Source organism: Laspinema palackyanum D2c, assembly GCF_025370875.1.
GTDB lineage: Bacteria > Cyanobacteriota > Cyanobacteriia > Cyanobacteriales > Laspinemataceae > Laspinema > Laspinema palackyanum.
In genome coordinates this window covers 500,947-525,774 of sequence record NZ_JAMXFD010000002.1, presented here as the reverse complement: position 1 = coordinate 525,774, position 24,828 = coordinate 500,947, and the positions used below count along the sequence as shown (strand labels likewise).

Genomic DNA, 24,828 nt, shown 5'->3' with positions numbered 1-24,828 from the left:
CTACGAACGGGTGCTTTTATCTTTTTTTCAGGGGATTGGGGTGGAGGGGCCAGATTTTTTGGGAAAAGCCAGTCTGAGGGCAGATGCGATCGCCTTTCATGTCCGGATACGTTAGAACAGTGTAACTTGGAGAGAGAAACTGTGGACGCAACTGTGGATCGCGCTTGGGAACTCAAGCAGGAATTAATTGATTTTGTGATGGATGCCGAGGGAGAGTTGGCGATCGCCTTGGAAACCTACGCTGCTGAACACGCTTCTCGCGATCGGTCCGATATCAGTCAACGCAATATGCGGATTGATTCGTTTGCGGTGGAGGGGAAAGTTGGGAACAAAACTCCCATTGATTTATTTTTAGAAACCCAACCGGACTTACCAGAAGGCGATCGCGCCTTAATTCAAAGTTGGCAACGTAGCTTCATGGGGGTCTTTGAAGTCATCCAAAGTTTACCCGATGGCTTAGAGTTGATGAACTGGCTGACCGCTAAACATTATCAGGTTAACGCCAATTCTGCTGTGCAACAGGCACAACTCCAGCGGATTAAACCCGGAGACATTTTACTGACTCGCATCGCCCCAGTGGACAATTCTCAGTATATGTTCTTTGGCAGTTATATGGCCCTGGGGAATCTGGGTAAACCAAAACTGGCGGTGGCGATCGGCAATTTTAAAGATAATTACAAAAATCACTTGTATGGTGATGCCCCTGAATTATTAGAAGAAGCCTGGGAATCCGTGGTGAAATATCATGAAGAATTTACCGGATTTTTTGGTAGTGATAATTTTACCTTACCCGGATATCAACTCAACAAAAAAATTGGTGAACTGCAAGAAAGCATGACGAAAAAACGTCTTGCCGAGGCAGGGATTGACGAAAACAAGTCTCTCCAAGAAGTAGCTGACGAAGCGGGCGTTGATATGGAGGAACTGATCGCGGCAGCGGAAGAAGCCGGTATGGACCCCAAAGAAGCGGCTCAACTCTTCGATCGCAATAAAAACAATAAAATGGTCATGCCGAAAGTCCATTTGCCCGATGACCTCAAAAAAGCCGAAGAGGTCACCTGTTTTTCTCATCCGCGATGGGGTCAAATGTTGATTCCCACTTACAGTAAATTTGTAGCACTCCTCAACCGGGAAGACCCTAGTTTAATCGAAGCCGAACCTCTGGTCCGCCATTACCTCGAAGACCCGATTATTAATTTTTATGTCTGGCAGCAACTCGCCGCAGAGTATCCCACGCCATTAGAAAACCTCCTGCAACTGGTGTTAGAACGACCCAATTTTCAACTGGATCGCGATTTAGGGCCACTTTTGCAGGAATTTAATAAACCGTTAGAACCTCATCTGCCGGAAACTGCCTCGATTCCCCTGCACTTAAACCAACTCTTTGAAGAGGCCCTAGTGGAAGTCAACAAATCCAAATCCAAATCTAAGGGGAAAAAGAAAGCATCCAAAGGCTTTCTCGCCTCCTGAACTAGGGTGAATTTTGCCCCCTACCATGACCCTAAACGGCTATATCCTCAAGGATGTAGTCGTTTTTTCTTTAAAAACCAGATTTTAATTTACATTAAATTTGCAGGGTAGTATTTTTATTCCTAGGTGGCCGTTAAAGGATTCCATCCCTATCCCTTAGAGAATGAGGGTGCAATCTAAACTTTAAACATTAAAATTAATCATAAAACCCTTGCCAGATTGAGTAATAAGCGGCACAATAAAGGAGAGTCTTCCATATTCCCTTGCCATCTATCTATGGTTAGAAAAAATAGTCGATTTCTTATTTATATTGTTGCTTGTAGCACTATCGGTGTTCTGGTTGGAGGCACTGCCTACAGCGCAGACCTTAATCGCTGTTTAGATGCTGCTGTTCCGACGAATCAATGCCTTACCCAAGATCCCGTTCTTAACACCCTTGAAGGGATGACTTTTGGATTAATTGCTGGGGCGAGCGCTGCATTCGGAGCCACTTGGCAAATTTGGCAGAAAAATAAATAGGATTGGGATCCGTTTCAGGAAATAGAGTTCTGCCATTTTGCTGACAAAGCCCCTTCGGGATTTAAGAGAATAGGCCCTTCGGAGTTTGGCAACCGAGGGGGAAACTCTCTCAAAACCCTTCATAAAATTAAGCAGTCTTCAGGGATGATCGTGATATCCCTGAAGACTGCTTTGTAGTATAGACCGTTTCTTAGCCCCAGATTGATAATTGTGATGAACCTTCTTTTAAACCGGCCCTTAGAGACTGGATTGCAGTGATTTCCTAAGTGTGGTCCCATGAAGCAAGGGGTAAAGGCTTGCTACCCTACCCCTAATACCAGTTTATTAAAAAAGAGTTAGATCATTCTAGGGAGAAAACTGGAAAAATTTAGGCTGCACGCTGAGTCAAGAGACCCCAGATGAAGATCAGGATCATGGCACCGATCACGGCAAACAGAATACCCTGCCAACTCAGACCCACTGTTGTAATTCCAAAGATGGCTTGCGCGACCCATCCCCCGACAATTGCACCCAGAATCCCTAGTCCAATCGTGGCAAAAATACCACCGCCTTGTCTTCCGGGATAAATTAATTTTGCTAAAGCACCAGCAATCAGTCCTAAAACAATCCAAGTTAAAATACTAACCAACATGAGATAATCTCCTTTTTTGAATTCGTTGCTTTTTGTCTTATGTAAATAGATTAACAATTACATCCATCATTTCTCATCTATCGAAGGGAATAAGTTGAACCGACTGCTATTGCTATCTAAGGATAGAGATAATACCCACAACGCCCCATTTCGGGTATTTCTGCTCAACTAGGTCCCAATTTTTTTGAATTAACCGATCGCCTCGATTGTTCTCACCGCAAGGGTTGACACCTGTTGAACAACAATTTAGAGGGTCTTGAAATTTTTTATCCCCCACTCAGGAATCGTGGTCACACATCATCGAACAATCCCCTCAGTAGCCACCTTTTGAGTACACAAAACCGGCAGTCGCCGAAAATAAGGTGAGCCCATTATAAAAAAGCGAGATTTTCACAAGCACCGCCCTAGTATCGGGGGAGCAGCCGGATGAAAATTCTCCAGAATGCGGGGAGAACAAGTTAAACCGGACAATCTGGGCGGCAACCTTTTCTTTTTGTGAATGTCATTGGGCCAGGAATCCCTATACTATTTCCCAAACTTACATTTCGTTTAGAGCGTAGGGGCTTTCAGACATTACAAGAGTAATCCAACCGATCGCATTCTCGCTCAAATGCCTAACACTTCCTTCTTAAGGATGTCGAACTCTTAACACCCACACCTGGCTGCATCCCATGCAATGCAGGCTAGTCTACAGATTGGGTCCAATGTAAATTTCTCACCCGCTAGGGGATTGGGAACACAGGAGGGTGAGGAATCTGAAATTTACTCCATCTTTTACAAATCAACTCAATCCTGTTATAATTTCCTTTAAATCCTTGAACTGAATTGTGAATAAGGAGAACCTTAAATGAACCTAAAAAATATCAGCCTTTTGACAGGTACAATTTTATCAGTAACGATCAGTTGGGGAAATGTATCCCAGGCGATCGCCGAAACGACTCCCGAATCCGGGATTATTCCAGAGGCGATCGCGCAAACCATGATGAATCAGCCGATGGGGGAGCCGATGATGGGCCGAGTCACGATGATTCGTAACAATATCGTCACCTTGGAAATGGAGAATGGAGAGACCACCCAAGTTGCCCTCCCTGTACTCGAACAAGAAAAACTAGGGATGCGTCCGGGAGTGGAGGTCCTGCTTTACCCCAATGGGACTGTGACGGCTTACACCACCGAGATCGAGTCCGAGGAAACCGCCTCTTCCGATACCCTTGATGAAATTCGCCGCGTCTTTGAATCAATTAACAGCCGCCAGGAAACTACCACCACCATCACACCGGAACCCCGCCCCTCTGTAACCACGACACCCACAGCTGCACCACAACCGATGCAACCGGCCCCTCAGCGGATCCAGGTGGAAACTGCCCCTCAGCAGCCTGTTCGAGCATTGTGGTAAAGGGTGTTGATGAATTAAAGCTCAGATAGTGCCACTTTTGTAGGAATTAGGACAATTGTCTAAAGGAGTGGGAGCAGATTGCTCCCTCTTTGTAGAAGGAAGCAAAATGCTCCCACTCCTCAAATTCTAGGGGGAGCAGGATGGATAGGGGCCTACCGCAGCCTTCCGTAGAGCAAGACCGCTTTCCACCGGCAAGCGGTCTTGCTCTGATGAAGGGAAAGCCGCAGAAGTAGAATAAACAAGGGAAACTGCCGAATCCTTGATAGAGCTTATATTTACAATGTCAGATTCTACTTCCTTGCGCGATCGCTACTTCCAATTTATCGATACCATCGTAGACACGACCCTCAAGGGCAAAATTCGCTCCGTTGAGCAGGTCTATCAAATGCTGGTCCAAGAGATTGACAGTGGGACTGGAGAAATTTTTGAGCGATGCCTCAGCGATCGCCTCAGTACCACTCAATATCAACTCGATCATGAAACCGATGAGTTGAAATCCGCCAAAGCTACTCGCATTCACCGCGCATTACAAACCATCGAAAAACAATGGGAACGCTGGCAAAAGGAAAATCGCGTCAAAGATGCGATCGCCTCTGCTGCCGATCGCATCATCCAAGCCGAACCTAATACTCGCCTGTTTGCACTCCTGCGCGAGATTGACCCCAACCAACCGGAAGTTCTCACCCTCGACCAACAGCGACAACTCGCCAAAACTCTCACGAATAAACTCGATGGCATAGCCAATCCCGAACTGCACCTAGAAGTTTCACCCCTAGCTAACGGACTGCAACAAGGCTTACAATCCTGGCAGCAGATTGAACCTCACCTGGTTAGTTGGATCTACGAACAAGGCAGAGGACAACTGGGATTTGCGGGAATTCCCGGACAGAACGGACCCTGGGCATTATGGGCCAAACAAGTGAATCGGCCCTTTCCCCAAGGACTGTTTACCACGCTTTCGTTCAATCACTCTTTCCTCGACTTTCTCGATCGCCAACCTCATGCCGATGTGAGCGATTGGGTGGAACTCACCGTAATTTTGCAGGGTTTACAACGGGGGTTAGTGGTTTGGTTTGATAAAATGGTCTATGATTCCAAAGTTGGAGCAAAGCTTTCGATTTCAACCTATCTAACCTTTGCCCTGATTTGGTCTCAACTCGCCAATGCGGTCCATCGGAGCACCCGCTTCAATCCCAATACTCGGGAACGCTTGACTAATGCTTGTTTTCAGGTGACGTTACAGATTTTACGAGCATTTTCGCAGCGAGAGTATTTTCCTTTGTATGGGGGGATATTTGCGGCCTTTACTGGGGAGTATCTGCGCGGTGCCTTGCAATATCTGGATGAACCCTTGCGACGGGTGGAGGGGACTCAGGAAAAGGCGCGGATTTTGACCTTGCTGGGTTATTCTATGCGAGCAATGGGAAATTTTGAGCGGTCGATCGCCTTTCATCAACAAGCCTTGGATATTGCCCGGGAAGCAGGCGATCGCCGCTGTGAAATTGCCAATCTCAATCATATCAGCCGCAGTTATGTGGGGCAGAAAAATTACGCTTTAGCCATTGATTGTAGCCAGCGCGCCTTAATCGGGTCCCGGCAAGAGGGGGAACGGCTAGGAGAGGCTAATGCTTTAGCAAATCTGGGGTTTAGCGAGGTGTTTCAAGCCCGGGAACAGGGAGAATTGGAACCGGAGGTGTATGAGGGGGCGATTCATTATTTGGAACAAGGATTGCAGCTTTCGGACAAGTTAGCCGATCGCCAAAGTCAAGCCTTATGTCGCAGTAGTTTGGGGATTGCTTATGTGGCGATCGGCGAGTATCCCAAGGCGATCGCCAATTTATTGAAGGGATGGGAATCGGCCCAAATTTCCGGGGACCTTTACCTTCAGGGGTTGAACTTAGCCTATTTAGCCCAAGCTCACTATCGTCAACAAAATCTGGAATCGACCCTTTATTTTGGCGGGTTGGGAATGTATCTCCTGGAGCAAATTGAGGCCCAAGAATGGCGTCAAAGTGCGGGATTGCTCTCGATTATCCAAGGTCAAATCGGTGCAGAAGCCTTTCATGGATTGCTAGAACAACATCGCCCCCGAATTATACCGGCGATCGGCGTCGATGGATACGATCATATTTTTCAGTTGTTAGAAGAGTATCAGCGATCGCTGGAATAATTGCTTAGTTCAATCCATTTTATATCTTTTAGATCTCGTCTCTAATCGTCCATCCCACTGGGAATTGGACTCGGATTGAAAAAGCCAGAGAAAGTGCGAAGGCAGTCTCTTCGCACTTCCTCTTCCGATTTTTGAGATTGGGGCAGTCTTGACTCGTTTTCTCATCTGTGTTTCTCTCAGAAGAGATTACGGTTCTACCGTCACCGGGGTTCCTATGTCTACCAGGGCATACAAGGACAAAATATCCTGATTTCGCATTCGGACGCAACCGTGTGACACCGCCTCTCCAATGAGTTCTTCATTGGGAGTACCATGAAACCCAATTAAATCCTTTCCGTCTGTCCAAAACCCAATCCATCTAGGCCCTAAAGGATTATCCGGCCCTGGATAAACCAACTCACCCGTCCAAGGATGCTCCCAAATGGGATTCCGTTGCATTTGCATGACTTCATATTGGCCGGTTGGCGTTTCCCACCCTTCCTTACCAACGGCGATCGGATAACTGGTTTGGACGCGATCGTTGCGATAGACATAAACGCGACGTTCACTCAAGCGAATCACTAAATGAACTCCCTCAGCCACCCTTTCAGGATACACTTCCTGCTCAAAGGGAATAAATTTAGAATATTCTCCTAACGGAGGTAACTCAGGGTCTAGAACCGGCAACCATTCTAAATCAGGAATTGGCAGATTTCCCACGGAAATTTCTGCCGGTACACCCGTTCCCCACGCGAGGGATGGCATCGACAGGAGTAAAACTGCGGCACTGACGGTAAGGCGCATAAACTTTAACAATAGAACTTCTCCTTGCACCATTCCTTTATCTTTAATTCCTAACAAACCCGGACTACACATTTCCAGAAAAACTGATATTATTTTATTCTATAGCTTGACTTGATTTGAGCTCTTGCATCAATTCCTCGGATCTAAAAAAAACCATCTATATTGATCCTAGGGGGCCAACCTCTACCTATTGGTAGATGACAGATTCAGGACCGGACTGGTAAAATCATGCCAGGGTTCCGGTAATAGCAGCAAGTTGTGTGTAGATCCGATCGCGAGATCTCCATCAAAATCTCGTTAATTAAATCGTGTTGAAGTGAGGATGTCATGCGGATGAAAAACATGAAAGTCTTAACAGGTACAATGTTGACCCTGTTACTCTCGGGAGTATCAGTCTCTCCAGCATTGTCTCGGCCAGTCGCTCCAGTTGGGGAGGGCCAGTTTATTAGCCAAACTAACCCCAGTATGGTCCGAGGTACAATTCAAAGTATTCGTAACAATCAAGTGAGCATTCGTCTCCCCAATGGCGAAACTCAGATCGTCGAGATTTCCGAAGATGAAAGAAACCGTCTCGGGTTGCTCCCCGGAATGGAAATCCAAGTGGTGTTAGATGATACCGGGATGATGGGGACAGAAGTTACGGTTCTCAATCCAGATAATCGCGTAACCACCACCACCACCTCGACGACGACAACCACCGCCCCGACGACGACAACCACCGCCCGCACCATCCGGGTTGCTGGTGATGTCGTTTCTTGTGAAGACACCACCTTACAGGTTCGTCTTCCCGATGGCGGAATCCGCACTTATATGGTAGGTCCGGATGTTTGTACTCAAGCTGTTATGACTCCCGGTCGTCGGATTGAATTCGACATTGATGATCGCAACATGGTCTCCAACATTCAGCAACCTGTGCGCGCACTTTGGTAAGTAAAATTCAGTGGTGCATATTATAAGTTAGAACGGTTCAATTATAAACGGTAAACTTAAGTGATGTCCTTGGTAAAAGGGGCATCACTTTTCATTAGGAAGCCTTTGAACCCATTACACTCCCCTAGACTCCCAAACCGCTCACCTCACTTGAGGGGGAACCTGGCCTCACTTCTCCCCATCCTCCCCATCCTCCCCATCCTCCCCCTCATCCCCATCCTCCCCCTCATCCCCATCCTCCCCATCCCCGCACTAGCGACGTCTCGGCCAGGGAATATTCGGATCCGCAGCCAGGGAACGAGCTACCGCAGCCGCACCTAACTCATTCAAATGACTCGGATCCTCAAAATACTCATTCCGATTCAGCCCCCGCACCGTGGACAGATCTCGCCACAGAAATGCTTGAGCGCTGATGCGGCGCATATACTGGCGGAACTCCACCTCCCTAGCGCTGCGGGTAGCATCTAAATAATCATCAGTCAGGGGTAAATTAACAATCACCAATGGAATTTGACGCGATCGCGCAAACGCTGCCACAGACTGCAACGCCGAACCCTGAACGCCGCCCAATTGAAAATTGGCATAATCCCCATCATAGCGACCGGCAACCCGAGACCGTTGCTGATAGTAGCGACTGGGATTGAAGCGAGTCGCAACCGGGTGGAACCCGTAGGCATCAATGGCTAAACCCAAAGCACTCAATCTGCGGACCGTCGTCGCAATTGTCGATGAGTTCCTGTCTCCGGACCCGGTGAGATATTGTAAGGATAAATCCTTCACCTCCCTCGAATCAGAGAAAGGGGAAACACTCAGGGGTTGAAACTGATATTCTCCTGGAGAGGAAGAGGCGATCGCCTCCTCTAGGGGAGTCCCCGAACTCAACTGAGGACGCACCCCAGAAGCTAACCGCTGATATCCCGGAGACTGGACAATTTCGGTATAGGTGCGATCGACCCGGCCACTATTAAACGCCCGCACCCCATCCGCCCATAAAATCATTCGGGGCAAATGCTCGGGACCCAACAGTTGCTGTAACTGAAACCGCACCACCTGGGCTGTGGCCCCATGAATCCCAAAATTAAACACCCGCAGTCCCGACAACCCCCTCGCTGCTAACCCTTGGCGAAGGATCCGCGGATCTACTCCCTGGACCGCCCGAGAACTGCCGACAATCAAAATATCAGGACGTCCCATCGCCTCAATGTAGGATAAATAGAGTCCCAATTGCTCATCGAGGATATCACTATTAAACGTGGGATAGTTCAGGCGCGAACTCACCGTCGCTTGTTGCTGGGTGTAAATCAGATAGCGCATATATTCCGCCACCTTTTTCTGAGCAAACGCCCTGCGGGGATTCGTCGGGGGAACGGACTGCATCCAGTAGATTGCTTGCAGCCACTGTTTTGACACTTCATCCCACTGCGCCGGAGAACGGGCAGTTTGAGCGAGGTTCGCGGCACTCGTGGCGTATTTAATCCCCTCGGCAAACGGATCAATTGCCCCTTGGGCGACTGGGACTTGGGCAACTGCTGAGGGTGAATCGAAAGACTCTGTAGAAGTTGGCGAGACCCTTTGGGAACAGCCCCCCATTAGGACCAGAAGCGAGACTGCCGGAATAAACTTGAGAAACCACTGAAATCTAGGCATGAATTCGATGTAAAAGTTCGATCCGGATCGCGGGAGTAGCTGAGTGAGCGATCGCCTGCACCTACTCCCCCTTGATCCGATTAATTTCCTGCTGCAACTCCTCAATTTGACGCCGCAAGCGATCGGCTTCCTGTTCTGGGGAAGACTCCGGTTTCACCTCCACCGACCCTTGAGCGCCCCCTCGCGGATAATTTCCCCGCTTAATCTCCCGATACTCCGGCGAAGACGCCCAAGCTTGTAAATAGCTGATTCGTTCCACGGTAAAGGGATGGGTCAGAAAAACCCCCTGTCCAACGTTGTTATAGAGAAAAAACTTATAAACTTGATTGAGTCCATCCTCATCCAGTTCTTGATAGCGCTGGGCTTGGCGGGTAAACTCGTCTAAGCTGCATTCATGGGCATAGCGTGTAGACCCCCCGGCCATTTTCATCATCGTCTGCATCACCGGCCTGGTATCATCCATAACCAACATCGCCGCGCGATCGGCCGAGAGTTCCGCTTTTCGCAACCATTCATAAAAGGCCAAAATCAAGCCGGTACTGAGGATGCGGCTAAACCCCATCGTCAAATCTGCCAGACTGAAAACCGCCATAATCGCCCAACTTGCCATCTGAATCAACGTGGTGTGACCACATTTGATATGTCCCAGTTCATGGGCGACCACCGAGCGAATTTCGTCCTCACTCATCAAGTCAATTAATCCCGTATTTAAGACAATGTAAGGCAGATCTTGTCCCAGGGCGTAGGCATTGACCACGGGGGCCTGAGAGACAAACAAAGTGGGCTCGGGATAAATATCTAAATCCCGAATACATTCTCGAAAGATTCCATACAAGGTTGAATATTGCCGAGGACCCACTTGGATGCTATTGCCCATCATATAGACATACTGGGGACGCTCCACGAGAAATTCTACAAACTTCCGGGCCACCAAATCAAACCCAGGGACCCGACGTAAGGTTTGCTCGGCTTCCCGATCCAAGGGATGGCGAAAGGCTTCGCTAGAAATTCCAGTATAGGTAGGCATCGTTTTTTTTTAATTCCCCCAGGGGATAATATAGTGGCGGCAGGACAAAAGCGATCGCCTGTTTCAAGCGCCCCATCTGTCCTGTCTCCATCAATTTTAGAGCAATCCCTTTCAGCAAAGGGCTCAATTGACTCCAAAAGCCATTAATGCCAATCTCAAACTGGCTCAGGACTTACAGAACTTATGCTGTAGATAATAGGGGCTGGAGATGAAAGCTGAACTTACGCATATTTTATGAGCGAGTCCTAAATAATGTAGAGGCGATTCGCTTGCTCCCCTCTACATTATTTAGGGGTAAAGCGTAAGTCCTAGGATCCGATAACATCCCGACGGAAGCCCGTCAGTCCCGTTGAGCGGGTCAGCCTGCTGTGGCAACAGATTCCCTGGGCCCTAAATAGGAGCCTAAATTGGCGGCTTTTTGTTTTCCCCGGTCCATGAAGGTTGACCTGCTGAAAAAACTGATAGGCTATATCTCTAAATGCAAACTATTACCGCTTTTATAGAGTTGACAAACAATCAATTGCTAAACCCAAGCATGGTACATCCGATGGATGATATCGCCAATCAAGCTCGCCAGGGCAGCGTATCGGCGATTATTCAAGTCCTGAATGAAAAACTGGCTCCTTCCGGCGTCAGAACCCGCGCCGTGTTTGCTGATGGCGTGTTGCAACTGCTATGCGAGGCGGGGAGTCCCGAACTCCTGGACCAATCTACTTTGGTCGATCGCATTCGACAGATTTTAGAGTCTTTGGCACCGCGCAATATTCGGCGAGTCCATATCAACAGCCGCCTGGTGCGAGAACAGCAGTTGTTGTGGTTGGAGGAAATTAATCGGGACCCCGAAAATCAACTCCTCTGGTCCCAACTAATTACTCTGAAAAAACCCAATATCTTCAAACAAATGGGCCAAGATTTCAGCCGTCCAAAACCCCGCACTGACCCCGCTTTCCCTAAATCCCCCTATTCCCGTCAAGTCCGAGAAGAACGCCAATTTCGCCGGGGGATCCTCAATGGTCTCGGGGTGAGTCTGGTACTGGTGACTCTGGGTTTACTGATTTATAACTGGCCCCAAATACAGGCTGGATTCCAGTCAGGTCAATTTTCTCTGACTTCTGGCAATTCTGAAGAGCCCTCTGAGGCAGTTACTGATCGCGATCCCTTTGCACAAGCGGTGCGATTAGCTGAACAAGCTTCTGCTGAGGGGAAAGTTGCTGAAACTTCTGCGGAATGGTTGGTAATTGCCGCCAAGTGGGAACAGGCTTCGGTGTTGATGGCTTCAGTCCCGGCGGATCATCCCCGATACAAAATCGCTCAAAACCGCACGGAACTCTATCGCAGTAACAGCGAGGATGCCCAAGCTCAAGGCGATCGCCTACGTCAAGAACAGCTCTAATTCATAGCTTGGACTGGGGAATTCAAGTCCGGTGATCTGAAACAACCTAGCCACGCTGACTTAAACAGCGGGACGGTTTTACCTGGAAAATTCCCCTTGTCTGCTGTCATGTTGATAAAACTGGCTCGGAATTATTGGACGGGTTAAATTCCAAATAGAGTATTTAACCGCTTGCGAATCCAAATCAAGGGTTTTTCTTCCCCTTCAATTTCTTCATCCACCAGCAATCCTAAACTTTTGAGGGATTGTTGTCTTTCGGATAATTTTTCGGCAATGCGATCGGCTAAATTCCGATGGGTGACTAACAACCGTTGTAAATCATTGCGATCAATTACAAATAAAATCGTATCTTCCAAGGTTCTGACACTGGCCGAACGGGGAATTCCCATCAGTAAAGAAATTTCTCCAAAAAACTCACCCGCGTGCAGACTAGCAATATATTTTTGCAGGCGTTGGGAAAACACTTCGACGGAACCCGACAGAATAATATAAAAAGAATCCCCCGGGTCATTTTCCCGACAAATTAAGCGATCGCCTGGAAACAATTGCCGATATCCATACTCAATTAAATGCAGCAATTCCATATCACTACAGGTCTCAAAATAGGGCATTCGGCGCAACAAATCCCGCAAGGTCCAGTTATTCGGGGATTTGGGAATGGCTGGTTCGAGCTTGGGGGGAGGGGTTTCTGAAGGGGGAAGCGTCTCCTGACTGGGGACTGTGGGAATCTCATGTTTAAACAGAGTCTTGAAGGAGTCCAGATTGCGGATATGTAAATCTCGTTGAGGAAACGGAATTTCAATGCCTCGCTGACGCAATTCACATTCAATCCGAAAATTCAAAGCACTTTTAATCGGTTCACTATTTTCCGGTTCATCAATCCAGACTAACAGTTTAAAGTCTAAGGCACTGTCTCCAAAAGCTTGAAACCAGACTTTAGGCGGTGGGTCAGATAACACTTGCGGTTCTTTACGCGCTGCGGTGAGGAGTGCTTCGGTGACTGAAGCTGGATCAGTCCCGTAGGCGATGCCAATGGGAATATGCAGGCGACATTTCGGGTCTTGATAACTCCAGTTAATAATATTAGTTTCGACAAATCGGATATTAGGAACAATCACAAATACTCCATCGCGACTCCGAACAATGGTAGAACGAATGGAGATTTTTTCGACGGTTCCAAATAGATCATCGACTTGGATATAGTCGCCGACTTTAATGGGTTGTTCAAATAATAAGGTAATACCGCTGATAAAGTTACTGGCGAGATTTTGCAACCCAAACCCGATCCCAATTCCTAAAACCCCGGCAACGACGGTGAGGGAACTTAGGTCAATTCCTGCGCTTTCGAGGACGATGAGAAAGGAGAGGGCGCTCAGAAGATACCCTAGGACGGAGGCGATCGCTTCTCGGGTCCCGATGTGAAATTTTAAGCGCCCTAATAACCGGCGCTTAATCCATTCGTTCAAGCTGCGGGAGATAAAATAGGCGATCGCACTGAGTAATAGCAGTTGAGCAAGACGATTCAGGGAAAACTCATTCCCTCCTACCTTAAACAAATCTTTGGTAAAAATCTCACCGAAGACGGTTAAGAGATGTTGTGTCTGCTTGATGATCCAATTTACCATTGAGCTAAACCGCCTAGCCGAAATTTCATGTTTGATTTAAGCTCACTTGTTGGAGAAAATCTCTCCTGTGTTAATTGTTAACTGGAGGGGGTGAAAATACCAGAAATTCAGGAATGAATAGAAGGAACTGGAGGAGATTAAAAGGGATTTCCCATCATTCTTTGAATTAAAAACCAGACCCCCGCTCCCAATCCGGCAAGGTTGACCACCAGAGATAAAAACAAGGCAAAATACCCAAACAGCGTTAGAGTAATTTCATGGCGATCATCGGGAATAAATCGAGTTTTTTCTACGGAAATAAACTCGGAAAGTTTCCCCTCTATAAAAATTTTTCCTAGTCTTTTATTATAGAAATAAAAATGGTTTTTGAGACCTTTCGGTTGATAAATACTCAGCCCCCGTTTTCCGGCGCTGAGGTGACTAATTTTATTAAAATTCACCCCAAAAGTTTTAAGGGCTTGTCGAGAAAAATCTGGACAGGAAAAACAAGCTAAACCCCGCTCAGTCAGGACCAGACAGGCTAATTGGCCTTGAAATCGCACCCCAACAACGTCAAGAATTTGACGGTTTGAGGGCATCAATTCGGCGAGGGCATCCGCAATTTTAGGAATGGCGTAGTAGTAATCCACGCTGAATTTTCCTTTTTGGGGAAACCGACCGATGTCTCGAAGTAAGTCCTCATAGTCAAGGGCGGTGAGAGGCGATCGCCCTTCACTTTCAGCCAGTTGTTCTGAACCGTCAGGAACTGAGGCCGAATTATCGACGGATTGGGGGAATTTTTGGAGGCGATCGCCCTTCCGGGATTCGCGGGTTCTGCCCGGGGTTTTTCCCCCATTGACCGAGGGGGGTGGGGTGGCGGTTGGGGACTTGCGGGAGCTTCCCGTCCGCGAAATCGGAGCCTCTAAAGGCACCATCGCCGAGAGATCATCAGAAAATTCAGCCTGGGGAGAGAGCTTAAACTCCTGGGACCAGGCGGGGGCCGTCTGTCCGGTCTGAAGACCTAAAACTTTCAGGGAGGCGATCGCCTCGGGTGCCAATTTCATCACCCCTTGATAAATAAACCCAGCTAAAACTTTTTGATTGGGAACCTTGGGGGCTGCCAGGGTAATCTGCAAGCACCGACCCTTGAGGGCAGCTTTCGCCGTGATCCCTTTGGGTTCTAGGGACCGATTGATCAGGGCGGCGATCGCTGTGGGGCGGCCCTGTTTAGCAAGTTCCAAAAGCTCAGTCTGTGTCATAGCTGGCACTGGGGGATGATTAGGAAAAAGCGCGAATACCGATCAGCATCAGGATCAAGGATCGGGTGTAACGACCTCTCAACGCCTCGGGTTGTATGGGGTGTTTGCTCTGTTCAATCACCCCAATTCCTTCCTTGATCTAAAACCCACTTCCCTTTACTCAAACGCATTGGCAGCCCGTTGTCGAGCCAAATCAGCATTTTGCTGATACTGCCCCACTCGGGGTTGAGCCGCTGAGTAATTGGGGCTGTTTGCGGGGACTTGGCCCATCAAATCGCTGGCTTCCTGCCACAAAACTGCGATCTGATTCCATTCCGCCTGGGTTTGAGCTGTTTGGGATTGCTCTGCCGCTTGGCTTGCTCGTCTCACCGCTTCCGCAAAGGAATTGGCCGCGGGTGCCGGTGCGGGGGCCGGGGCCGGGGCTGGTGCCGGTGCGGGGGCTGCCTGGTCCGGGGCTGGGGCCGGAGCTTCTGCTGCCGGGTCCGCAGAGTCAGCGGCTGGAGTTGGGGTCTGTTGAGCTCTCATCAGGAACCAGTAGAAAGCACCTCCGCCTAGAGCGGCGATTAAAACAACCAGAGGAACGATCAGCAGGACTTTATTCTGATACCATTTTTTGCCCTGGGGTTTGACCGAGGCGATTTCTTCCTCGTTTTCGTCCTCGTCGTCGAGGTATTCCCCTTCCTCGTATTCATCCGACCCCTCTAAATCATCGTTGGGCATTAGATTTTCTTCGTCGTCTGGGAGGAGGTCCTCATCATCAGCGAGCATATCCTCATCTTCGGCGAGCATATCCTCATCGGTGGCGAACATATCCTCATCGGTGGCGAACATATCCTCATCTTCGGGGAATGCTTCTTCTGGGGGTTCGATGTCTATTTCTTCTTGCCACGCCGGAAGGCGATCGCCGATTTTGCGTCCGTAAATCTTCAAGGTAGGAACTGACTCAATCCCCAACTCGGTTAGACCATTCTTAATGAAAGGAACCAGGGCCGTGGGATCCGGGACTGTTGCCGATTCCAGCAACAGGAGCAAAGAACCGTCTTTGAGAACGGCTTTTGCAGTTATCCCTTGAGATTGAATCGCGTGATTGACTACAGCAGCGATCGCCTCGGGTTGGCCCTTTCTGGCGAGTTCTTTTTGGTCTTTCGGTGCATTAAATAAGGGCATGGGAGGAGGTAGGTAGATTCTGAAATCATCTTACTGTCGAGAATACCCACGGGAAACTTTAGCTTAGTCGGTAGATCGGATTTTACCTCAAACTTTGACTTTCTCTAGTACATCAGTTCAGCGATCGCATAAAACGGGCAAGTAACCGGATTTCTGGCCCTAATTTGGGGCGGCTGAGTAGGAATTTTCTCAAGAAACCCGGTTTTTCATCCCTCTGCTGTACTGAGGCCCTCGGTTAGGCTGGTGCGGAAAGGCCCGGAGATCGGGGCGGGGGTGGGTCACCCTGGCGATCGCCTTGTGCTCAACACTCTCCAAGCCGAGTTGGATATCCGCCAGTGCTGGGGTCTGGATATAATAAACCCCAAACGGGCGATCGCCACCGGGGGAACTCCACAATCCGCTCCCTTGAGCTTGACTTAACTCCGAGACTCCTGGGATAATTCCCTAACCGCCCCCGGTCTTGTCAGGGTTCCTTGATGTTCGGATAGCCACTGGAAAAGGGCTCGGTGGGCTACTCAAGATTTTGCCCGGGGTCTAATCGACAACCCTTAACAATCCCTGACGGAGGGCCTCAAATACTCGGTCGATCAACATTTGCTCTTTCGGGGTCAGGGAATCCTTAGATAACAGTGTCATCATAAAGATTTTTTGATCGGCCCGCGTGATGCGGTGTGTGAGGAAGATCCGTTCGACAATTTTTTCAATATTAGATTCCGGTTGCACTCTATTACGGTCATCATTCGGGATGTGATGGCTAAAGTTGTTTTAAAATCTACCATTGCTGGGGGAATGACGGCAATTTTCAGCCCATCGCCCTGGGGTGGATTGTGTCTGGGCCAAAGTTTGGGTTAGGGGTAACTCATTCTAGGAGATCGGCCGAGGATTTCGAGAGCCTGGACAAGAAACCGGGTTTCACTGATGGAATTTGTTGCTAATTCCTAGCAGTTTGGTGACAAAACCCGGTGTTCTTCACCCTCCGGTTTCGATGCTTTAGGCAATCTGAAACCGTGACCTATCAACCAACTGGAACACCCAACTGATTCATCCCTGATTTCCCCGGCGATCGCCCCAGGAGGTCACTCCGTCATTTAATGGGAAATCGCCTTAGCTTACTTCCAGTCATCCTGTCTGTATTCAAACTCACAATTGCCCAAAGCGATCGCCACTAATTACTCCCAGTTCGGACTTCTCGAACCCGTTGATCAAGTTTGCGTCCTACTTCAGCGATCGGATATAAAGGTCTTTGACCCTCGCGATATAACACGAACACAAATGCGCCCATCTGGTTTTTCCGCAACACCAAGATTTCCAATCGCGCTAACAAATTATCCAAATCCACCGGCAAGCTCACCCCCGCTGCCTCATCGCCAATATTGCTGACATTATTTAACGGCTGGGGAGGCACGTTCGTGTCTTGAAGGTTTTCTGCTAACAACGCCTTCAACTTTTCGGGATCCCGGAGTAATTCGTCAAATTGCGCCTGTTGTTGAGCTGTTTCCAGTCTCGTGGTTATCCCCATAATCAGTTGAAACTCTTCCTGAGCAACAAAGGCAAACACATTCTCAACAGCAATCTGATCTTGACTCAGTTCCTCTTTGAGCTTCGCTAACTCCGCCGGTGGCATTGCCGTAAAGCCCCGTGGCAGGTCCTCCAATCTCAAGGTGACATCAGCCCATGTCCCTGCCTGTGCCAAAATCACACTCTCTGGGCTCACAGGCTCCTCTACCACCAATTCAGCCCGGACTGGAGTTATCAGCAACACCATCGTAGGCACCACACCGACAGCCAAACCTACCAGTCCCAACGCTATTTTTTCGATCATTATGTCCAACTTCCTTGTCCCTTCCGGGGAAATTTAATGGGATTGAATTCTACCAGGGAACCCCAGCGCTTCCGTCATTCTTGATGTAAGAGACGAGAGCCAAAGGGGTAATGGTGCCTCCGATGAGGAACAATCTTCCCCTGGGTGGACCTAACTGGGTTGATCTGACCCAGACTTAGATCACAATTTTCTCTCATCTGCCTCAATCAATTGGTTGATAGCTTCCTCTTTCATTCTAAAATCTTACACATACAGAAAACTTGCCTGAAGCTGCCGTCAGTTTTATCTCTTACACTAGAAACAATACACTATGGCTATTGGTTACGTTGCTCTCGTCCTCCACGCCCATCTTCCTTTCGTCCGCCATCCCGAAAGTGATTATGTTTTAGAAGAAGAATGGCTCTATGAAGCCATTACAGAAACCTACATCCCCTTACTCCGAGTATTTGAAGGTCTAAAGCGGGATGGAATCGATTTCAAAATTACCATGAGTATGACGCCCCCTTTGGTGTCAATGCTCCGGGACCCCCTCCTCCAAGACCGTTACGAGGAACACCTCGCTAAACTCGAAGAACTTGCTGAACTAGAAATCGAGCATAACAAGCATAATGGTCACATTCGCTATCTAGCCGAACATTATGCCAATGAGTTTAACGACACACGCCAAATCTGGGAACGCTACGATCGCGATTTGGTCTCTGCCTTTAAACAATTCCAAGACTCCAACAATCTGGAAATCATCACCTGTGGGGCCACTCACGGCTACCTGCCTTTGATGAAAATGTATCCGCAAGCAGTCTGGGCACAAATCCAGGTCGCCTGCGAACATTATGAACAAAATTTCGGTCGTCCCCCCAAAGGGATATGGCTCCCGGAATGTGCCTACTATGAAGGCTTGGAGCGAATGTTGGCCGATGCCGGTCTGCGCTATTTCCTCACGGACGGTCATGGCATTCTCTATGCTCGTCCCCGTCCCCGATTCGGCACTTATGCCCCCATTTTTACCGAGTCTGGGGTGGCGGTCTTCGGTCGCGATCACGAATCCTCTCAACAGGTTTGGTCTTCGGAGGTCGGCTATCCCGGTGACCCCGAATATCGCGAATTTTACAAGGATTTAGGTTGGGAAGCTGAATACGATTATATCAAGCCGTATATCATGCCCAACGGTCAACGCAAGAATGTCGGGATTAAATATCACAAAATAACAGGTCGCGGTCTCGGTTTAGGAGATAAGGCACTTTATGACCCCTATTGGGCGCGGGAAAAGGCCGCCGAAAATGCGGGCAATTTCATGTTTAACCGAGCGCGTCAAGTGGAACACCTCCACGGCATTATGCAACGCCCCCCGATTATTGTCTCCCCCTATGATGCGGAACTGTTCGGACACTGGTGGTATGAAGGCCCTTGGTTCATTGATTACCTCTTCCGCAAGTCTTGGTATGACCAAGGTACTTACCAGATGACCCACCTGGCGGATTACTTACGCAACAATCCCACTCAGCAGGTTTGTCGTCCGTCTCAGTCTAGCTGGGGATATAAAGGGTTCCACGAGTATTGGCTGAATGAAACGAATACCTGGGTTTACCCCCACTTACATAAGGCGGCAGAACGCATGATTGAGTTGAGCCATCGGGACCCGGCAGATGAACTGGAGTGGCGCGCCCTCAACCAAGCGGCCCGAGAATTGCTCCTGGCACAGTCTTCGGATTGGGCGTTTATCATGCGGACGGGGACGATGGTCCCTTATGCGGTCCGGCGGACGCGATCGCATTTGATGCGTCTCCACAAACTTTATGAGGATATCAATATCGGCAAAATTGATTCCGGTTGGTTATCCAAGGTTGAGGCGATTGATAATATTTTTCCGGAGATTAATTATCGGGTTTATCGTCCCTTGTAATCTGTCTTGAGTTCAATGCATTGTAAATTGATTTTCTCTCGGATAGAAACCGGGTTTCTGGGTATTAAGGGTAGATTAAATGCTCTATTTCCTCCTAAGAAACCCGGTTTTTTTGGACGGGTTGATGTGGGTTTACTCTGCCAATGGCAAAAAATTGTGCTACAAAAGATCGAGTTGCCTGCTGCGATCGCCTCGAATCAATGCCTGATTCCAATTCCCTGTTTAACCATTTTCCCTGTCCGCGCTGTGGTACTTCGGTCCCATTGAAGCCTCGCGCCCAGCAATTTAATTGTCCTAATTGTGATTGGCAAGATGTACTGTTTCAACCCGCTGAACCTGTTCGTTCCCCATCCTTTAGGCCAACAAAGGTGGCAACAGATCAGGTTAACCCCCCTTCAGTTCCTCAAGTTTCTAACAGATTCTCAACCCAATTGAGTGAAAAAAAGGAACTCCCTGTTTGGCTTTGTCAGTCTTCTGCCCTGTCTGCTCAAAAATGTCGGGAGAGCGCACCTGAACCCTCCAAATTTTCTATCCCCCTAACGACCCTGGCGATCGCTACAGTCACCCTCACCGCTTTTCATCTATTCGGGGGGTTCACTCCCCATTTTGCTCCCTGGGTGATGCTTTCTCCACCCTCCCCAGGGGATGAAGTAGGAGTCATTCCAGCCGAAGATGCCTTTCGCCAAGGGGTCAATGCAGCGATGACCGCAGCGACCCTAACTCAATCTGCACGGACTCAGGCGCAATGGCAAACGGTAGAGTCTTGGTGGTCCAAGGCGATCGCCCTGATGGAAGCGGTCCCTGACCACAGTCGCGATCGCCCAATTGCTGAACAAAAAGCAGTCGAGTACCAAACCAATTGGTCCTACGCTCGTACCCAAATCACCCAAATCGCTTACGCACCCCCGCCACCGCCTCCACTCTTCCCAATGCCGGTCACCAATTCCCCCTTACCGCCCCCTCCACCTCCAGCCCAAGTCCCTTCTCCCCCTCCCCAACCCCAAGAAATCTTCCGCTATGCCGTGAATCAGGCGATGAGTGCTGCCAGTTTGACCCAATGGGCTGAAACTCAGGAAGACTGGATTAAGGTGGCTCAGGAATGGCAACAGGCGATCGGTCTGATGGAATCGGTCCCAGAAGAGAGTCGAGACTATTCCACCGCCCAGCAAAAGGCGATCGAATACCAGACCAATCTCCTCTACGCTCAAGAACGAGTCAGCCAACTCTCCCCCTAGGGCCAGCCTCGGTACAGGGATGAAATGCCTAGGACCAGAAACCTAGTTTCTGGCCCACTCTCCTATTTCCCAAAATCTTCTAAGGATCACCCTCCAAGTTAACCGGCTCCCCTACTGCGTTACCGTATCCCCCCTGGAATCCCCCTGATAACAAGACTTTCCAGTGATCCCAAAGATTTGTGTAAATTTTTGTAAATTTCAGCGGTTTTGTAGCATTTTTTACAGAATTTCCCCTTATAGTGAAAACAAGAGAAAAAACTTTCCCGAAAAAAACCAGGAGGCTACTCAAATGTCTGCACAAGATCAAGCTCGCTCGTTAATGATGCGTCACCATCAACTCGTCAAAAACCGTCAGCAATCCATGTTATTCCGGAGCGCCGCTGAAATCGGATTGGAGCCCGACGACTATACCAGTACCATTCAAGGCAAACCCCCGTCTGACTTCCGTCAGTCTTATGACCGCTCTAAATCTACGATGAGCTAAGTCCATCGAATTGTCCCTGGTAGCAATCATTTTTTTTGTAAAATTTCACCGATAAAAAAAAGGAGAATAATCCAATGTCTGAAGATCTAGCTCGCGTCAGAATGACTCGTCATCAACATCTCGCCAAAAATCGCCAGCAATCGATGTTGACCCGGAGTGCGGAAGAAATTGGTTTAGACGAAAACGATTGCTGGAATAGCAATGCGAACCAGTGCCCGTCTAATGGCTGTCAGCCTTATAACAGCAATGGCGCATCAATGAGCTAATCCGAAACAGTCGGTCTGAATCGCGAAGGTTAATCCGATTCTGTGCCGACGATCGCGACAAAACTTCTGAGAGCCTCTGATTCTCGCTAATATTAGCCCGTTGAATTTAACTATTAAATTGCCTCGACCTCCCATTAGGGCCTGCTTTAATTCAAAAGCAGGGCCCTTAAATTTTTTTGGGGTTAAACCCGATCGGCGATCGCCCGGGAGTCGTTTTCTGACAAATTGAGATGGGATGCCCTAGCTCGTGATACGGTAAAAGCTTAGGCAAATTCCGAAGCAGATCGTTCGCGCCTGGGTTATGCAACAACCATCTTCTGATCGTCCACAGTTCCATTGCCTGTCTATTGAATTGACCGGCACCCCTATCCTAGATCCCCCCACTGAGACCGCGTTCCTCGATGTGAACCTGACTTTACACTTTCAGGAAGTCTGGCAAGAGGTCCTCGGCGGTCGTTTTAAGTTCGGGTTGACGGGTGGCAAACTGATGCTAAATCTGGAAAATGCGAGCCTCCCGGAGGGCGTGGGTTTGCTCACGGACTTAGCAGACATCGCTTCTTCGCCATCCCAAGCCATTTCCTGTCAAGTCACCACCGGGACTCCAACCCCTTCCCATTGGATTTTAGAGATTACCGGGGATGGCTCCATCCTCAAAGGCAGTCTAGGACTTCTGAAACTCGCCCGGTTGCAAGTTAGCGGAACCCCGGTGCGGGTACAAGCCACATTCCAGGTGAGTGCGGCTAATATCCTGATGGTAGAGTCGGAAGGATTGTGGCCCCACGATATCAATCCCAATCAACATGGCATCCTAGAGCGACTGCTGACGCGATCGCTCGTGGAACGTCAGTTCCAACCGCACCTCACCCGGACCGCACTGCACTATGCTGGCTCCCCGGAAGCACCAACGGCGGTGGAAGAGGCTCCCCCTCATCGAGACTTGTCCCCGATTGTGGAGGCGATCGCCCCAATTTTAGACGCCACCACAGATAACTTTATCGAATTGGCAAAACTCGCCGGGATGGATCCCGCCCGGGATTTTGCCGGAGCCAAACTCTGGGGTTGTAACTTACAGGGACTAGACCTCAGCGGAGCCGAACTTCCTGGGGTAAAATTGCGCGGTGCTGACCTGAGTGATATTGATTTGAGTGAAGCGAACTTGGCGGGGGCCAAATTAGCCGGGGCTGATGCCAGTGGTGCACTCTTGAGCGATGTCAATCTATCCGGTGCAGACCTCCATCGATGCAGTTTGGCCCTGGCTTCTTTAAGCGGTGCTTCCCTGAAAAATGCCAATCTGCAAGAGGCCAATTTAAGTAATGCCAATCTCAGCGATGCGGACTTGTCGGGGGCGAATTTAGCAGGGGCTGACTTGCATCAGGCGGGGTTAGTCATGACCAATCTCACGAATACGAACCTGACTGGGGCTAATGTGGATCAAGCTCGTTTCAAGCTGGATTCGGGTTTATCTGCGGAAATGGAACGGGACCTCAAGGCAAGGGGCGCTATTTTTGAGCCTTGATACTGCCCGAACATCGTTGAACGGTTTGATTCAAAAGTGAATGGCTCCCCCGTTAACCTGATGCTTAAGTGATGAAGATGACCAGTGAAGGAGATTTACTGCTCAAAGAAGGAATTGCCCAATATCAACAGGGGGAGTTTGAGGCGGCCCTGGAGTCTTGGCGTCAGGCGGCGACCCTTTATCGAGAAACCGCTGAAGGAGGTCGGGAAGGGGCGGCCCTGGGAAATATGGGGGCGGCTTATCAGGCCCTGGGAGATTTAAAAGCGGCAGTCGCCTGTTACGAGCAACATCTGGCGATCGCCGAAGATCTTGAGGACCTCCAAGGACAGGGGAATGCCCTGTTAAATTTAGGAACGGCTTATTCGACTCTGGGAGAGTATGAATTGGCGATCGCCTATCAACAACGTCGGATGGCGATCGCGATTGAAATGGGGGATAAAACCTTGGAGGGTCACCTCCTCTATCAGTTAAAAGTGTCTTATCGGCATCTTGGCGATGGCGATCGGGTGCGCGATTGCCTGGATCGGTTACTGGCGATCGCCCGCGATTTGTTTTTTGAAACCAAAAGCGATGATTTTATCGCGATCGCCCAGAGTCTTGGACTCAATCCCCTAGAGGATTTTGTTGGGGGTAATCTAAGCAATCTCGATTTCCATTATGCTGACTTGAGTCATGCCGAGTTGGCAAATTCCGATTTTAGCAATGCCTATCTGGAACTGGCGGATCTATCCAGTGCAAATTTGGCTGGGGCGAATTTATCTCACGCCCAGTTAACCAATGCCAATCTCAACCGGACTAACCTCTGTGGGGCTAATCTGAGTGATGCGGATTTACGCACGAACTTAAATCGGGCTAATCTGACGAATGCGATCGCCCGTCGGACTAATTTTAGTGCCGCTTATCTGCGGGGGGCAAATCTCTCGGGGATCTGCTTGGTGGATGCGGTGCTTAAAAATGCGGATTTGAGTCGGGCGAATTTAACCGATGCTGACTTCACCGGTGCCGATGTCAGTCGAGTGGAGTGGACTGGAGTCATCTGCGATCGGGCGCGATTTGCTCAGACGGTGGGTGTTTCTGAATCCCTGAAAGAGGATTTGATTAAGCGAGGGGCAATTTTTGAATCCGAGGACCCCGGGATGGATCATCCGGACGGTAATTAAGTCCCACCCCGGGCGATCGCACGCCAAGAAGGCGGATTTGATTCAGGGGTCCTTGTTCCCTAGACCCAAAAATTGCCTGAAAGTAGTCTTGGTACTTTCAGGCATTAGGTTGTTCGCTTGATTCTCTTGGAAGGAAAGAAAAATATTCTTAAGAGTTACATGAGTCCGATCTGAGACAGAATGCCATGTCCCGTCAGCAATTCAGTTGCCACACCAATCACAAAACCTAGCATTGCCAGACGACCATTCCAGGTTTCCGCGAACTCTGTAAATCCGAATTTTGCTTTTGTATCATCCATGATTCAGAAAACTCCTAGTTAGTCAAGTCTCTGTAATATAACTTAACGCATAGTGAGGGGAACTGCAACATTTCGTTACAAAATCCTGACAAGGATGCGACAAATTAACCGTTGGCAATTAAGGATATGAAATTTGCTGACCACTCTACC

21 protein-coding genes are annotated in these 24,828 nt (G+C 49.0%); 12 read left to right on the top strand and 9 right to left on the bottom strand.

The window, feature by feature from the left end; translation table 11 throughout:
• The first annotated feature begins 141 nt into the window (after nucleotides 1–141).
• Complete coding sequence (locus NG795_RS04905) at nucleotides 142–1,470, top strand: hypothetical protein (RefSeq protein ID WP_367287545.1); 1,329 nt, start codon at nucleotides 142–144, stop codon at nucleotides 1,468–1,470.
• An 886-nt stretch (nucleotides 1,471–2,356) separates the two neighbouring features.
• Here NG795_RS04905 and NG795_RS04900 read toward each other — a convergent pair.
• On the bottom strand, nucleotides 2,357–2,620 hold the full coding sequence (locus NG795_RS04900; protein WP_367287544.1) for a GlsB/YeaQ/YmgE family stress response membrane protein: 264 nt from the start codon (nucleotides 2,618–2,620) through the stop codon (nucleotides 2,357–2,359).
• Nucleotides 2,621–3,467: 847 nt separating this feature from the next.
• On the opposite strand from NG795_RS04900, the gene NG795_RS04895 reads away from it, so the two are divergent.
• Complete coding sequence (locus tag NG795_RS04895; protein ID WP_367287543.1) at nucleotides 3,468–4,016, top strand: hypothetical protein; 549 nt, start codon at nucleotides 3,468–3,470, stop codon at nucleotides 4,014–4,016.
• A gap of 280 nt (nucleotides 4,017–4,296) precedes the next feature.
• On the top strand, nucleotides 4,297–6,186 hold the full coding sequence (locus tag NG795_RS04890) for a tetratricopeptide repeat protein (RefSeq protein ID WP_367287542.1): 1,890 nt from the start codon (nucleotides 4,297–4,299) through the stop codon (nucleotides 6,184–6,186).
• Between the two features lie 186 nt (nucleotides 6,187–6,372).
• Here NG795_RS04890 and NG795_RS04885 read toward each other — a convergent pair whose 3' ends face one another.
• Nucleotides 6,373–7,041 carry a L,D-transpeptidase gene (locus NG795_RS04885; protein WP_367287541.1) on the bottom strand — a complete coding sequence of 223 codons (669 nt, stop codon included), beginning with the start codon at nucleotides 7,039–7,041 and terminating at the stop codon, nucleotides 6,373–6,375.
• Nucleotides 7,042–7,302: 261 nt separating this feature from the next.
• Here NG795_RS04885 and NG795_RS04880 point away from each other — a divergent pair, with 261 nt between their 5' ends.
• Entirely contained in the window at nucleotides 7,303–7,899 is a 597-nt protein-coding gene (locus tag NG795_RS04880; RefSeq protein WP_367287540.1) for a hypothetical protein, read from the top strand.
• Between the two features lie 252 nt (nucleotides 7,900–8,151).
• On the opposite strand, the gene NG795_RS04875 is transcribed toward NG795_RS04880, so the two are convergent.
• Nucleotides 8,152–9,546, bottom strand: a complete 1,395-nt coding sequence (locus tag NG795_RS04875) for a hypothetical protein (protein ID WP_367287539.1) — start codon at nucleotides 9,544–9,546, stop codon at nucleotides 8,152–8,154.
• Between the two features lie 61 nt (nucleotides 9,547–9,607).
• Entirely contained in the window at nucleotides 9,608–10,573 is a 966-nt protein-coding gene (locus tag NG795_RS04870) for a M48 family metallopeptidase (protein ID WP_367287538.1), read from the bottom strand.
• Nucleotides 10,574–11,051: 478 nt separating this feature from the next.
• Between NG795_RS04870 and NG795_RS04865 the strand changes: the two genes are divergently transcribed.
• A complete protein-coding gene (locus NG795_RS04865; RefSeq protein WP_367287537.1) occupies nucleotides 11,052–11,966 on the top strand; it encodes a hypothetical protein in 915 nt (304 codons plus the stop codon).
• Between the two features lie 143 nt (nucleotides 11,967–12,109).
• On the opposite strand, the gene NG795_RS04860 is transcribed toward NG795_RS04865, so the two are convergent.
• From NG795_RS04860 to NG795_RS04850, 3 genes are all read right to left on the bottom strand, one after another.
• The gene (locus NG795_RS04860; protein WP_367287536.1) at nucleotides 12,110–13,591 is read right to left on the bottom strand and encodes a mechanosensitive ion channel domain-containing protein; all 1,482 of its coding nucleotides are present in this window, start codon (nucleotides 13,589–13,591) and stop codon (nucleotides 12,110–12,112) included.
• A gap of 137 nt (nucleotides 13,592–13,728) precedes the next feature.
• Nucleotides 13,729–14,829, bottom strand: coding sequence for a hypothetical protein (locus NG795_RS04855; RefSeq protein WP_367287535.1), 1,101 nt, complete (start codon nucleotides 14,827–14,829; stop codon nucleotides 13,729–13,731).
• A gap of 156 nt (nucleotides 14,830–14,985) precedes the next feature.
• A complete protein-coding gene (locus tag NG795_RS04850) occupies nucleotides 14,986–15,996 on the bottom strand; it encodes a hypothetical protein (RefSeq protein WP_367287534.1) in 1,011 nt (336 codons plus the stop codon).
• A 273-nt stretch (nucleotides 15,997–16,269) separates the two neighbouring features.
• Between NG795_RS04850 and NG795_RS04845 the strand changes: the two genes are divergently transcribed.
• The gene (locus NG795_RS04845; RefSeq protein ID WP_367287533.1) at nucleotides 16,270–16,416 is read left to right on the top strand and encodes a hypothetical protein; all 147 of its coding nucleotides are present in this window, start codon (nucleotides 16,270–16,272) and stop codon (nucleotides 16,414–16,416) included.
• Between the two features lie 745 nt (nucleotides 16,417–17,161).
• Here NG795_RS04845 and NG795_RS04840 read toward each other — a convergent pair.
• Nucleotides 17,162–17,818: a hypothetical protein gene (locus NG795_RS04840; protein ID WP_367287532.1), complete on the bottom strand. Its 657-nt coding sequence runs from the start codon at nucleotides 17,816–17,818 to the stop codon at nucleotides 17,162–17,164.
• A gap of 310 nt (nucleotides 17,819–18,128) precedes the next feature.
• On the opposite strand from NG795_RS04840, the gene NG795_RS04835 reads away from it, so the two are divergent.
• The 6 genes from NG795_RS04835 (at nucleotide 18,129) to NG795_RS04810 (ending at nucleotide 24,379) form a co-directional block, all read left to right on the top strand.
• A complete protein-coding gene (locus NG795_RS04835) occupies nucleotides 18,129–19,718 on the top strand; it encodes a glycoside hydrolase family 57 protein (RefSeq protein WP_367287531.1) in 1,590 nt (529 codons plus the stop codon).
• A gap of 431 nt (nucleotides 19,719–20,149) precedes the next feature.
• The gene (locus NG795_RS04830) at nucleotides 20,150–20,953 is read left to right on the top strand and encodes a hypothetical protein (RefSeq protein ID WP_367287530.1); all 804 of its coding nucleotides are present in this window, start codon (nucleotides 20,150–20,152) and stop codon (nucleotides 20,951–20,953) included.
• A gap of 289 nt (nucleotides 20,954–21,242) precedes the next feature.
• Nucleotides 21,243–21,437, top strand: a complete 195-nt coding sequence (gifA, locus tag NG795_RS04825) for a glutamine synthetase inactivation factor IF7A (RefSeq protein WP_367287529.1) — start codon at nucleotides 21,243–21,245, stop codon at nucleotides 21,435–21,437.
• A 74-nt stretch (nucleotides 21,438–21,511) separates the two neighbouring features.
• Entirely contained in the window at nucleotides 21,512–21,703 is a 192-nt protein-coding gene (locus NG795_RS04820) for a hypothetical protein (RefSeq protein ID WP_367287528.1), read from the top strand.
• 403 nt (nucleotides 21,704–22,106) lie between these two features.
• A complete protein-coding gene (locus tag NG795_RS04815; RefSeq protein ID WP_367287527.1) occupies nucleotides 22,107–23,219 on the top strand; it encodes a pentapeptide repeat-containing protein in 1,113 nt (370 codons plus the stop codon).
• A 71-nt stretch (nucleotides 23,220–23,290) separates the two neighbouring features.
• On the top strand, nucleotides 23,291–24,379 hold the full coding sequence (locus NG795_RS04810) for a pentapeptide repeat-containing protein (RefSeq protein WP_367287526.1): 1,089 nt from the start codon (nucleotides 23,291–23,293) through the stop codon (nucleotides 24,377–24,379).
• 155 nt (nucleotides 24,380–24,534) lie between these two features.
• On the opposite strand, the gene NG795_RS04805 is transcribed toward NG795_RS04810, so the two are convergent.
• Entirely contained in the window at nucleotides 24,535–24,678 is a 144-nt protein-coding gene (locus tag NG795_RS04805; RefSeq protein ID WP_015147362.1) for a CAB/ELIP/HLIP family chlorophyll-binding protein, read from the bottom strand.
• Nucleotides 24,679–24,828 lie beyond the last annotated feature (150 nt).

Bases quoted from the DNA above. Each gene is read 5' to 3' on its own strand.
- NG795_RS04865 (WP_367287537.1), top strand. From the start codon at position 11,052: ATGCAAACTATTACCGCTTTTATAGAGTTGACAAACAATCAATTGCTA.
- NG795_RS04835 (WP_367287531.1), top strand. From the start codon at position 18,129: ATGGCTATTGGTTACGTTGCTCTCGTCCTCCACGCCCATCTTCCTTTC.
- NG795_RS04895 (WP_367287543.1), top strand. From the start codon at position 3,468: ATGAACCTAAAAAATATCAGCCTTTTGACAGGTACAATTTTATCAGTA.
- NG795_RS04900 (WP_367287544.1), bottom strand. From the start codon at position 2,620: ATGTTGGTTAGTATTTTAACTTGGATTGTTTTAGGACTGATTGCTGGT.
- gifA (WP_367287529.1), top strand. From the start codon at position 21,243: ATGTCTGCACAAGATCAAGCTCGCTCGTTAATGATGCGTCACCATCAA.
- NG795_RS04875 (WP_367287539.1), bottom strand. From the start codon at position 9,546: ATGCCTAGATTTCAGTGGTTTCTCAAGTTTATTCCGGCAGTCTCGCTT.
- NG795_RS04855 (WP_367287535.1), bottom strand. From the start codon at position 14,829: ATGACACAGACTGAGCTTTTGGAACTTGCTAAACAGGGCCGCCCCACA.
- NG795_RS04805 (WP_015147362.1), bottom strand. From the start codon at position 24,678: ATGGATGATACAAAAGCAAAATTCGGATTTACAGAGTTCGCGGAAACC.
- NG795_RS04880 (WP_367287540.1), top strand. From the start codon at position 7,303: ATGAAAAACATGAAAGTCTTAACAGGTACAATGTTGACCCTGTTACTC.
- NG795_RS04870 (WP_367287538.1), bottom strand. From the start codon at position 10,573: ATGCCTACCTATACTGGAATTTCTAGCGAAGCCTTTCGCCATCCCTTG.
- NG795_RS04840 (WP_367287532.1), bottom strand. From the start codon at position 17,818: ATGATCGAAAAAATAGCGTTGGGACTGGTAGGTTTGGCTGTCGGTGTG.
- NG795_RS04860 (WP_367287536.1), bottom strand. From the start codon at position 13,591: ATGGTAAATTGGATCATCAAGCAGACACAACATCTCTTAACCGTCTTC.
- NG795_RS04890 (WP_367287542.1), top strand. From the start codon at position 4,297: ATGTCAGATTCTACTTCCTTGCGCGATCGCTACTTCCAATTTATCGAT.
- NG795_RS04885 (WP_367287541.1), bottom strand. From the start codon at position 7,041: ATGTGTAGTCCGGGTTTGTTAGGAATTAAAGATAAAGGAATGGTGCAA.
- NG795_RS04850 (WP_367287534.1), bottom strand. From the start codon at position 15,996: ATGCCCTTATTTAATGCACCGAAAGACCAAAAAGAACTCGCCAGAAAG.
- NG795_RS04820 (WP_367287528.1), top strand. From the start codon at position 21,512: ATGTCTGAAGATCTAGCTCGCGTCAGAATGACTCGTCATCAACATCTC.
- NG795_RS04810 (WP_367287526.1), top strand. From the start codon at position 23,291: ATGAAGATGACCAGTGAAGGAGATTTACTGCTCAAAGAAGGAATTGCC.